Origin of the sequence: Rhizocola hellebori, assembly GCF_016862955.1 — a bacterium.
GTDB classification, from domain to species: Bacteria; Actinomycetota; Actinomycetes; order Mycobacteriales; family Micromonosporaceae; genus Rhizocola; species Rhizocola hellebori.
The window spans coordinates 204201-215198 of the sequence record NZ_BONY01000005.1; the positions used below are offsets into that span (position 1 = coordinate 204201).

The window sequence follows — 10998 nt, forward strand, 5'->3', positions numbered from 1 at the left end:
ACGTTTTGCCGCAGTGGCGACGACTCTGACGCTGCTGGCTCCGCTAGCGGCGTGCGGGTCCGGCGGCGACGGCATCCCGACCATCAACGTCTACTACGCGCCTGAGCAGAATTTTCAGCAGGTCGTCGATCAGTGTGCTGGCCAGGCGCAGGGCAGATACCAGATCGCCTACCGGATTCTGCCGCGCGGCGCCGACGATCAACGGGTGCAGATGGTCCGCAGGCTTGCGGCCGGCGACACCGGCATGGACGTGCTGGGCCTGGATGTGACATGGACGCCCGAGTTCGCCAGCGCCGAATGGATTCTGGAGTGGACCGGCGATCGCCGGACCGAGGTCGAGACCGGCACGCTGGCCGGGCCGCTGGAGTCGGCCCGGTACCAAGGAAAGCTCTATGCGGCGCCGAAGAACACCAACACCCAGCTGCTGTGGTACCGCTCCGACATCGTCAGCGAGCCACCGAAGACCTGGGACGAGATGATCAAAGCGGCCGAGGCTCTCAAGGCGCAGGGCAAGACGTATCAGGTCATCACCATGGGCGCGCAGTATGAGGGCCTCGTCGTGCTCTACAACACCTTGGTCGCCAGCGCCGGCGGCATGATCATCAACGAAGCCGGCACCGAGGCGGTGATGGATGCCGGGGCGGTGCAGGCGCTCGCCCTGTTGCAGCGCTTCGCCTCCGCCGGGATAACCAACCCGTCGTTCACCAACACCCAGGAGGACGACGCGCGACTGCAGTTCCAGAGCGGCCAAGGCGCGTTTCAGCTCAACTATCCGTTCGTCTACGCAGCCATGGCAGAAGCCGCACCCGACCTGCTCAAAAACGTTAAATGGGCTCGCTATCCGGCGGTCGACCCCAACGTGCCGAGCAAGGTGACCATCGGCGGCTACAACATGGCGGTCAGCCGCTACTCTCCCCATCCGGAGCTGGCTTTCGAAGTGGCAGCCTGCCTGCGCAACGCTGAGCACCAACTGTTCTCGGCGGTCCACGACGGCGTTCCGCCGACGATCGAGCGCGTCTATGACGATCCGCAGATGGACGAGGCGTACCCGATGAAAAATGAAATTCTCGAAGAGCTAAGGGATCCGGCCGTGCGCCCGCGAACACCCGCGTATCAGAATGTGTCCACTGTGCTTTCGGCTGGGCTGTCCCCGCCCCAGGACATTGAGCCGGAGAAGACCGCGAACAAGCTGCGCCGTGAGATACAGGATGCGCTTGAGTCCAAAGGGGTGCTGCCATGAGCCAGGCTGCCGCGACGGCGGCCGCCAGTAACCAGATGCGCAGCCGGGTCGGCAAGGCAAGGCTTTCGGAGGGAAAGCGAGCCGAGCGCAGGCTGGCCTGGATGCTTTGCGCGCCAGCGGTAATCGTGCTGGCCGCGGTGGCCGCCTACCCGATGATTTATGCGATCTGGCTTTCGCTTCAGCGTTCCGATCTGAAGTTCCCGCAGGACCAGAAATTCATCGGACTGGCAAACTACGTCACAGTGCTGACCAATCAGTATTGGTGGAGCGCTTTCGGAGTCACGGTGCTGATCACTGTGATCTCGGTGGCGATCGAGATGGTTCTGGGCATGGGGTTGGCGCTCGTCATGCACTACACCATCGTGGCGCGAGGCACGGTGCGCACCGCGGCGCTGATCCCTTACGGCATCGTCACCGTCGTTGCCGCCTTCTCGTGGAAGTACGCGTGGACGCCCGGTGGCGGATACCTGGCCGAGCTGACCGGCGGGGCTCCGCTGACGGAACGCCCGAGCGCGATCGCCATCATCATTCTGGCCGAAGTGTGGAAAACCACGCCGTTCACCGCGCTGCTGTTGCTTTCCGGTCTGGCGCTGGTTCCTGATGATCTACTCAAGGCGGCCTCGATGGACGGCGCGACGCGGTGGCAGAAGTTCGTCAAGGTGATGCTGCCGGTGATGAAGCCGGCAATCCTTGTGGCGCTTCTGTTTCGCACGCTGGACGGGTTCCGGATTTTCGACAACATCTTCGTGCTGACCGGCGGCGCCAACAACACCTCGTCGGTATCGATGATCGCTTACAACAATCTGATCAAAGGCTTGAACCTGGGAATCGGCTCCACCATGTCTGTGCTGATTTTCCTCACCATCGCGATCATCGCTTTTGTGTTCGTCAAACTGTTCGGCACCGCCGCGCCCGGTAGCGACACAGGGAGGCGCTGATGGCCCGCAAGATGTCCGGCCGGCATGTGCGCTGGGGGCTGCTGGACCTCCTGGTGGTGATCTACGCGCTCTTCCCGGTGGTCTGGATCGCCTCGCTGTCGCTCAAGACCACCGCCACCCTGGCCGACGGCAATTTCATTCCACGCCAATGGTCGCTGGACAGCTACCAGCAGATTTTCCAGACCGACCAGTTCGTCCGATCGCTGATCAACTCCATCGGCATCGCGGTCATCTCCACCGCGATCGCGGTCGTGCTGGCCATCCTCGCCGCCTACGCCATCGCCCGGCTGGACTTTCCCGGCAAGAAGGCCTTGGTGGCCGCCGCACTGCTCACAGCGATGTTCCCGCAGGTCTCCCTGGTGACCCCGCTATTCGAAATCGAGCGGCGGCTTGGGCTTTTCGACACTTGGCTGGGCCTGATCATTCCCTACATCGCCTTCGCGCTACCGTTGGCTATCTACACGCTGACGGCTTTCTTCCAGCAAATTCCGTGGGACCTGGAGAAGGCCGCCAAGACCGATGGCGCCACCCAGGCACAAGCCTTCCAGAAGGTGATCGTGCCGCTGGCCGCACCCGGGGTGTTTACCACCATGATCCTGGTATTCATCTTCTGCTGGAACGACTTCCTCTTCGCGATATCGCTGACATCGACCGAACGCGCCCGCACCGTGCCCGCGGCGCTGTCCTTCTTCACCGGGGCCACGCAATTCGAAGACCCGACCGGCGCGACCTCCGCCGCGGCCGTGGTTATCACGATTCCGATCATTGTGTTCGTCCTGCTTTTCCAGCGCCGCATCGTCGCCGGGCTGACCTCTGGCGCAGTAAAGGGATGAGATAAGCCATGGCCGATGTGGTACTCGATAAGGTAACCAAGCGATTCGACGACGGCACCATCGCCGTGAAAGAGGTCGACCTGCAGATCGCCGACGGCGAATTCGTGATTCTGGTCGGGCCGTCCGGCTGCGGGAAGTCCACTCTCCTCAATATGATCGCGGGGTTGGAGGACATCAGCTCCGGAGAGTTGCGCATCGGCGGTCAGCGGGTCAACGACCGTGAACCGCGTGAGCGCGACATCGCCATGGTGTTCCAGTCCTACGCTCTTTATCCCAACATGACTGTGCGGGAGAACATCGCCTTCCCGCTCAAGCTGGCGAAGATCGACAAGGCGACCATCGACAAGCGGGTCAATGATTCGGCCAAGCTTCTGGAGCTCACCGAGCTGCTGGATCGCCGTCCGGCGAACCTGTCGGGTGGTCAGCGGCAGCGCGTGGCGATGGGACGCGCCATCGTGCGCAGCCCGCAGGCCTTCCTCATGGACGAGCCACTGTCCAATCTAGACGCAAAGCTACGGGTCCAGATGCGCACCGTCGTGGCAAGGCTTCAAAAGCAATTGGGCACCACCATGGTGTACGTGACACACGACCAGACCGAGGCGATGACCCTCGGCGACCGGGTCGTGGTGCTACGCGGCGGAGCAGTCCAGCAAGTCGGTAAGCCACAAGCCCTCTACGACAACCCCACGAACATTTTCGTCGCCGGTTTCATTGGCTCGCCCTCGATGAACTTCCTCCACGCCAGCGTGGCCGACGGCATGCTGCGCACCGCTGTCGGCGACCTGCCGGTCGGCCGCCGGATGCAGAAAATGCTCGAGGCCCCGGACGTGCCGGACGAACTTGTGATGGGAGTTCGCCCGGAGCACTTCCTCGACGCCGATCTGGTGGAAGGGCAAGACCTGGGGCCTGGGGTGCAGTTCGAATCCACAGTGGACCTCGTGGAGTCGCTGGGCTCAGACAAATTCGTCTACTTCACCATCGAAGGCGCCTCGGCCAGCGCCGCAGAGCTCGAAGAACTAGCCGCCGACACCGGCGACACAGCGATGCTCAGCGGCTCCAACCTGACCGTCCGTTTCCCCGCCGAGTCCACCGCCACCGCCGGCCAGCCGCACCGGATCTGGCTGCCACTGAACCGAATCCACCTCTTCAACCCCGCCACCGGCCGCAACCTCACCCTGCACGATGGCATCGCCGCAGGTGTCGCCTCGGATTGATCAACCGGCCCGGATGCCGCATCGCGGTGTTAGGGGCTGGGGACTGCTCTGACACGGCACCTCCTCGGAAGGCACGGCATGCCAGGTAAGTGGGCATCTTGTGCGCGCCCTTGCCCCGACCGGGACATGGGGTGACCCGAGAGTGGATCAGCGATTCCTGCACGTCGCTGAGCTGATCGCCGCGCAGCCTGCCCTGCCCCACCCCGCCCAGCCCGGCCGACCGGATGCACCGGTTGTGCGCCGCAGCAGCGCCGGTGCTGGGCGCCTTAGGCGTAGGCGTGACACTGATGGCCGAGGGTATGGTCCGCGGCTTGTAGGCCGCCTCCGACCCGCTGGCCGAGCAGCTGGAGGAGCTGCAGTTCACGATGGGTGAAGGTCCTTGCGTGGAGGCGTTCACGCAGCGCCGCCCCGTGCTGGTCCCGGACCTGGACGCCGCGGCGATGGCTCGCTGGCCGGCCTATGGGCTGGCGGTGCACACTCTGGGGGTGCGGGCCGTTTTCGCGTTTCCGTTGCAAGTCGGTGCGGCGCGCCTGGGTGTCCTGGATGTCTTCCGCGCCAGCGCGGGAATGCTGCCACACAAGGAACTTGGGCTCGCCTTCACCTTCGCCGAAATGGCAACCTCCACATTGCTCAACGAGGGCGACGCCGTTGACGGGGAAGGGCTGGGCAGGACCTGCTGGGCTCACGCGCCGAAGTGTTCCAGGCACAGGGCATGGTTACCGCGCAGCTGGGGATCAGCCTTGCCGACGCCCTGGCACGTATGCGCGCTCACGCGTACCGGCACGATCGGCGCCTCAGTGACATCGCCGCCGACATCATCGCTGGAAGACTGCACCTTGAATCGGCGCAACCATGATCACTTCGCATTCACACCGCACATAGGAGGCGCTCCGCAGCCATGACCACCATTTCCGCTGAAGGCGTCGCGCGGACATTCGTCGAGTTCGCCGACACGCTCATCGACGAATTTGATCTCATAGAGTTCCTGCAGCGGCTGGCCGACCGCATTGCCGAGCTGCTGGAGGGCACCTCGGTTGGCCTGCTTCTGACCAACCACGATGGGCGTCTGCAGTTCATGGCCGCCTCCAGCGAGACGCTCAGATTGCTGGAGCTCTTCCAGATCCAGGAACAGGAAGGGCCATGTATGGATGCCTTCCGAACCCACTGTGCCGTGGTAAATGCCGATCTCGCCGCGGCCACCGATCGCTGGCCCGAGTTCGCGCCCCGCGCGGTGGCCGCCGGATTCCATTCTGTGCACGCGTTTCCGCTGCGGCTTCGCCAGGACACCATCGGTGCGCTCAACGTGTTCACCGGCGCGGCCGGTGCCCGGTTGAGTGACGCCGAAGTTCAGATCGTGCAAGCTTTGGCTGATATCGCCGCGATTGGCCTGCTGCAGGAAAGGGCTATCAGCCGCAGCGAAATCCTCGTCGAGCAGCTTCAATCCGCCCTCAACAGCCGCATCGTCATCGAACAGGCCAAGGGGGTCCTGGCCCACGCTCGCGGAATCAGCCCCCATGAGGCTTTTGAACTTATTCGTAGCTATGCCCGCAGTAGGAATCTGCACCTGACGCACGTCGCCCACGCCGTCATCGAGGACCTACCAAGCATGCCCGAACTGGCCAACAAATAGCTCCGGGTCAGAAGCCGCAAGAGTCCACGTAGGACTTATCCATCGATCATCACGTAGGGCACTCCATCCGGGCTCTCCCTTTGGCAGCAACGCGGCTATTGTTCCAGGCCATCCCTCTTAGGCCCGAATAGTGCCGGCTGGCCCGCGGCCGCTAGCGGACCACGTGGTCGCGATTGGACGATGCCATCTATTGATATCATTACCTAGTCGACCGCCTTGATTGCGGCTGGATCGCTGGGTGCTATGTGGACGGTGCCAGACCCGCGCATCACATCGAAGGATTGTTACATACATCAGTGACAATAAGAAGGTCTTTCACTTTCACCAAAACTCCGGTATCCAGATGGCTACCCGTGACTACCGTTCACGGAACCCTTGGAGTCGGGGAGGACTCGTGAGAAAACCCCTTGCCGCCGCGTGCGCCGCCATTCTGGCAGGCGCGTTCGTGGCAGTGTCGGCAGCAAGCAGCGCCGCCGCACCGGACGGGCCGGGCTCGTCGCCGACGGCTCGCGCCGCTTCGGCCATCTCGGCACACCCCGCTGACGTACGCGCCGCAGGCGGAGACAGCTATCGCGTCTACCGCAGCATCGTTGACGCCAGTGGCGCCAGCCATGTCCGTTACACCCGCACCTTCAACGGTTTGCGTGTGTACGGAGGCGACTTCGTCATCCACAGCAAGGCCGACGGCAGCTATGCCGGAAGCTCGGTCGGCTTGGTCAACCCGTTGACACTGTCCACTGTGGCCGGTGTCACCCAGGCCGCGGCCACCGCCGCGGCGAAAACCAGCTTCACCGGCACCATCAACGCGGTAGCGACCCCCGAGCTATTCGTTGACGCCAGCTCCGGGCTGGGCCGCCTCGCCTACGAAACCGTGGTCTCAGGCTGGCGCCCGGACGGCCAGACCCCGTCGGTGCTGCACGTGATCACCGACGCGAACACCGGCGCGTTCATCGGCTCCTTCGATGACATCGAAACCGTTGTGGGTACAGGAAACAGCCTCTACTCGGGCGCGGTGCCGGTCGACGCGACGCTGTCCGGGAGCACCTACTCCATGATCGATCCGTCGCACGGTAACAACCGGACCTGCGACATGAACAACGGCACCTCGACGTGCACCAACTTCACCGACGCGGACAACGTGTGGGGCACCGGAGCCAACTCCAACCGCCAGTCCGCGGGTGTCGACGCCCACTTCGGCGCTGCGATGACGTTCGATTACTACAAGAATGTCCACGCTCGCAACGGCATCTTCGGCAACGGCACCGGCGCTCCGTCGCGGGTTCACTACGGCGCGAGCTACGTGAACGCGTTCTGGGACGGCGCGCAGATGACCTACGGCGACGGCTCGGGCAACGCCAAACCGCTTGTCGCCCTTGATGTGGCGGGCCACGAGATGTCACACGGTGTCACCGAGAACGTGGTTTCCGGCGGCCTGACCTACTCCGGGGAGTCCGGTGGCCTCAACGAGGCGACCAGTGACATCTTCGGCAACATGGTCGAGTTCTACGCCAACACCACGGCCGACCCCGGCGACTACCAGGTGGGCGAGAAGATCGACATCAATGGCAACGGAACCCCGCTGCGCTACATGTACAACCCGAGCCTCGACGGCTCGTCGCACAGCTGCTGGTCGACCACGACCAAGAACGTCGACGTGCACTACTCGTCCGGCCCCGCCAACCACTTCTACTTCAACCTCGCCGAAGGCACCGGCGCCACACCGTTCGGCACCTCGCCGCTGTGCGGCTCGGCGCCCGCGATGACCGGCATCGGCCGCGCCAAGGCCGAGAAGATCTGGTTCCGCGCACTCGACGTCTACTTCACCTCGAACACCTCTTACGTGAACACGGCCACCCCGGCCAACACCTCCCGTGCCTACACGCTGACCGCGGCCACCGACCTTTACGGCCTGTGCAGCGTCGAGTACAAGGCCGTTCAGGCGGCGTGGACAGCCGTCAACGTTGCCGGAAGCGACGCGGCCTGCCCGGCCGGCAATGACTTCTCGCTTGCGGCTGCGCCCAACTCCGGATCGGTCAACCCGGGCGGCTCCGCCACCTCCACGGTGACCGCGACGCTGACCAACGGGTCCGCGCAAACGGTGGCCCTGAGCGCGTCAGGCCTGCCGACCGGTGCCACCGCGTCGTTCAGCCCCACGTCGATCACCTCGGCCGGCGGCACGTCGGCCCTGACGATCGCCACCACGGCAAGCACCCCGGCCGGCACCTACAGCATCACCGTCACCGGCACGGGCGCCTCCTCCACCCGCAGCACCACCTACACGCTGACTGTCAACGGCCCGCCGGGATGCTCCGGCACCAATGGCAACGACGTGGCCATCCCGGATCTGACGACTGTCGAATCCTCCCTCACCATCTCCGGCTGCGCCGGCAATGCCGGCACCGCCAGCACGGTCGAGGTCCACATCATCCACACCTACATCGGTGACCTCGTGGTGAGCCTCATCGCCCCCGACGGCAGCGCCTACACCCTGCACAACAGGACAGGCGGATCCGCCGACAACATTAACCAGACGTACACCGTCAACCTGTCCAGCGAGGTCGCCAACGGTACCTGGAAGCTCCGCGTCCAGGACGCCGCAAGCGGTGACATCGGAACGATCGACACCTGGACCCTCAACCTGACCGCCAGCACGCCGCCAGGATGCACCGGGACCAACGGCACCAACGTGACGATCTCCGACAACACCACCGTCAACAGCCCGGTCACCATCTCCGGCTGCAGTGGCAACGGCTCAACCGCCTCCACGGTGGAAGTCCACATTGTCCACACCTACATCGGTGACCTTCTCGTCCAGCTGGTCGCCCCCGACGGCACCCTCTACACCTTGCACAACAGGGCCGGCGGATCCGCGGACAACATCAACCAGACCTACACCGTCAACCTCTCCAGCGAGGTCAAGAACGGCACCTGGAACCTGCGGGTCAACGACAACGCCTCGGCCGACACCGGCTTCATCGACAGCTGGACCCTAACCCTCTAACTTTCACTCCTCCCCTTAGAAAGCGACGCGCCATCCAGAATTCTGGATGGCGCGTCGCCAATGTGGTGGATCGTTCGGTCACAGGCGAACACCGTTGCAGCATGGCTGACGCCACCGCATGCTGACCCTATTCAAGTCGCGACTTCCTTCTAGCGGAGGCGCGGACTCGACTAGTGGGGGATTCTTATGATCACAGAGTCGATCAGCAAACACGACAGGCCATCGACGAAGCTCGGACGACTCCTCAGCGCGCTCGTCCTTGTCGTATCGCTCACCGGAACCCTGATCGTTTCCCAAGCGGCTCCCGCGTCAGCTTCGGCGGGCGGGACAGCACTTTCCCGGGGCCAGGCACTCTACCCCGGCGAGTACATTTCGGTGACGTATGGCGGGACCAACAGGACGTTTTGGCTCATCATGCAGCTCGACACCAACCTCGTCATGTACAAAGGCTCCTCCAGTCACCAAGCGACCAAGGTGTGCTGGGCCTCGAACACCGCAGACCGCGGATGGAATGACACGTACGCGATTTATCAGCAGGACGGAAACTTCGTCCTGTACGACTACGGCGGCGCTGTGCTGTGGGCCAGCAACACGGTGGGCGTTAGGGGCACCACCGTCGACATCAGCTCCTACGGCCAGTTGTGGGTGGGCTGGCAGCAGATGACGAGCGGCTGCTGAGCAGTAGGCCGTCTTCCTTCTGGTTCTCGGGACAGCCTCCTCCCGGCGGTCCCGAGACCGTTTTCTGCGGCCCGCCGACTTGTGGGCGGAATGATGCGTCGTCAGGTCACGATGACACCGTGCGAACGGCTCATGTAGATGAATAGTTTGGACCCGATAGTCAACCTTGCTCTATTCTGCTCGCAAAATTTGCTCCGCGAGACATGAGACGAGGGGGCAAGATGGACGAGAGCGTGACAGTTCGCGCGGGTCTGGTGTGGACGGCGGATGTGCTGGCGCAGTGGGGGCGCTGGACCCGTAAACACCTCGGGATGACTGTTCTGCTGAGTGTCTTGGCGTTCGTCTTCGGCTGGTTCTGGAACACCTACATCATGGCGGTCGAGCTTGAGGGCTACGTCGTCGATCCAGATGGTGACACGATCGCCACCGCTGAGGGGCAGCCGCAGAACTGGTTGTTCTGGCTGCTGCTGTTCAGCCTGGTCAGTGGGCTGGTCAGCTATGGATGGCAGCGCGGCTGGCGGACAATGGCCTCGGATCTGGCTGCGATTCCGCGACGGTTCGGCGAGACGATGTCGCACAGCCGCGGCACGGCGACAGCGATGCTGCTCTGGGGCGCCTCGATCAGCCTGATCATTTCGACGGTGATTTCGTCTGCGGTGTCGCTCGCTTTAGGACTCGTGCTGCTGACTCTGGCGGCGACGCCGGTTGGTGTCATTCTCAATTTTGCGCTGATTCGGATCTGGAAAGCGTTGTGCGGCATAGCCTCGCCGAGAGGCGGCGCCGGAGCGGTGTTGCTGGTCGGGCCGTTCATGGTGATGGTGGGCGAAGCGCTGGGCCTGCTGGTGGACTGGCTGGTCGGCAACTGGTGGGTCGGCTTGGCACTTGGAGTCGGGTGCGCGGTGTTGTCGTTCTTGCTCGCCCGTGGGTCGGCGCGGCCGGGGGTGGCAGCGGTGGCATTGCTGTTCGCGGTGTCGCTGGCCGTGTCGGTGCTGCGGGCGCGAGGCGTGTGGGCCGACGACGGTGGCTGGCAGGAGTGTGTTACCGACAGCGGCGAGCCGTGCTCTGACATGGGTCTGGCCGGGATCTTCGCGTGGTTCGGCTCGGAGGGGGCGGGCGCGGTGATGGGCCATGCGGTGGTCGGTGGTGGCTTCGCTGGGCTGGGCACCGCCCTCGGCATCGGGCTGGGTAGCGCGGCGGCCGGTCTTGCGGCGGCGGCTGCGCAGGCCGGGGCCTTGTCACGCTCTGGCGGAGTCCAGAGTGGATCTGGTGCGAGCAAGGCCGGCCAGCCGGGCCCATCGACAGTGTCCGGTCACAGCGGCGCGCCCGGCCAGGGCGGACAGTCGGCGCCTGGACCCGCTCACGCCAGTGGCGATATAAGCGCGGCCGGGCATGGCGGACAGTCGGCGGCGGGGCCTGCTCACGCCAGTGGCGATATAAGCGCGGCCGGGCATGGCGGACAGTCGG

The 10998-nt window shown here is 64.2% G+C and carries 8 protein-coding genes and 1 pseudogene; all 9 read left to right on the forward strand.

Going from position 1 to position 10998, the window contains the following annotated elements:
- The first annotated feature begins 13 nt into the window (after positions 1 to 13).
- The gene (locus tag Rhe02_RS05785) at positions 14 to 1240 is read left to right on the forward strand and encodes an ABC transporter substrate-binding protein (protein ID WP_239123420.1); all 1227 of its coding nucleotides are present in this window, start codon (positions 14 to 16) and stop codon (positions 1238 to 1240) included.
- A complete protein-coding gene (locus Rhe02_RS05790) occupies positions 1237 to 2178 on the forward strand; it encodes a carbohydrate ABC transporter permease (protein WP_373320596.1) in 942 nt (313 codons plus the stop codon). The genes Rhe02_RS05785 and Rhe02_RS05790 overlap by 4 nt, the downstream gene beginning before the upstream one ends.
- The gene (locus tag Rhe02_RS05795) at positions 2178 to 3011 is read left to right on the forward strand and encodes a carbohydrate ABC transporter permease (protein ID WP_203907018.1); all 834 of its coding nucleotides are present in this window, start codon (positions 2178 to 2180) and stop codon (positions 3009 to 3011) included. The genes Rhe02_RS05790 and Rhe02_RS05795 overlap by 1 nt, the downstream gene beginning before the upstream one ends.
- A gap of 8 nt (positions 3012 to 3019) precedes the next feature.
- Positions 3020 to 4225 carry an ABC transporter ATP-binding protein gene (locus Rhe02_RS05800; RefSeq protein ID WP_203907019.1) on the forward strand — a complete coding sequence of 402 codons (1206 nt, stop codon included), beginning with the start codon at positions 3020 to 3022 and terminating at the stop codon, positions 4223 to 4225.
- Between the two features lie 365 nt (positions 4226 to 4590).
- Positions 4591 to 5127, forward strand: a complete 537-nt coding sequence (locus Rhe02_RS51120) for a GAF domain-containing protein (protein WP_239123422.1) — start codon at positions 4591 to 4593, stop codon at positions 5125 to 5127.
- Entirely contained in the window at positions 5124 to 5855 is a 732-nt protein-coding gene (locus tag Rhe02_RS05810; protein ID WP_203907021.1) for a GAF and ANTAR domain-containing protein, read from the forward strand. The genes Rhe02_RS51120 and Rhe02_RS05810 overlap by 4 nt, the downstream gene beginning before the upstream one ends.
- A gap of 394 nt (positions 5856 to 6249) precedes the next feature.
- A complete protein-coding gene (locus tag Rhe02_RS05815; protein ID WP_239123425.1) occupies positions 6250 to 8856 on the forward strand; it encodes a proprotein convertase P-domain-containing protein in 2607 nt (868 codons plus the stop codon).
- A gap of 186 nt (positions 8857 to 9042) precedes the next feature.
- Positions 9043 to 9534, forward strand: a complete 492-nt coding sequence (locus Rhe02_RS05820; protein WP_203907023.1) for a hypothetical protein — start codon at positions 9043 to 9045, stop codon at positions 9532 to 9534.
- A 221-nt stretch (positions 9535 to 9755) separates the two neighbouring features.
- A pseudogene (locus Rhe02_RS05825) lies at positions 9756 to 10998 on the forward strand (hypothetical protein); the annotation flags it as partial.

Bases quoted from the DNA above. Each gene is read 5' to 3' on its own strand.
- Rhe02_RS05800 (WP_203907019.1), top strand. From the start codon at position 3,020: ATGGCCGATGTGGTACTCGATAAGGTAACCAAGCGATTCGACGACGGC.
- Rhe02_RS05810 (WP_203907021.1), top strand. From the start codon at position 5,124: ATGACCACCATTTCCGCTGAAGGCGTCGCGCGGACATTCGTCGAGTTC.
- Rhe02_RS51120 (WP_239123422.1), top strand. From the start codon at position 4,591: ATGGGTGAAGGTCCTTGCGTGGAGGCGTTCACGCAGCGCCGCCCCGTG.
- Rhe02_RS05790 (WP_373320596.1), top strand. From the start codon at position 1,237: ATGAGCCAGGCTGCCGCGACGGCGGCCGCCAGTAACCAGATGCGCAGC.
- Rhe02_RS05820 (WP_203907023.1), top strand. From the start codon at position 9,043: ATGATCACAGAGTCGATCAGCAAACACGACAGGCCATCGACGAAGCTC.
- Rhe02_RS05795 (WP_203907018.1), top strand. From the start codon at position 2,178: ATGGCCCGCAAGATGTCCGGCCGGCATGTGCGCTGGGGGCTGCTGGAC.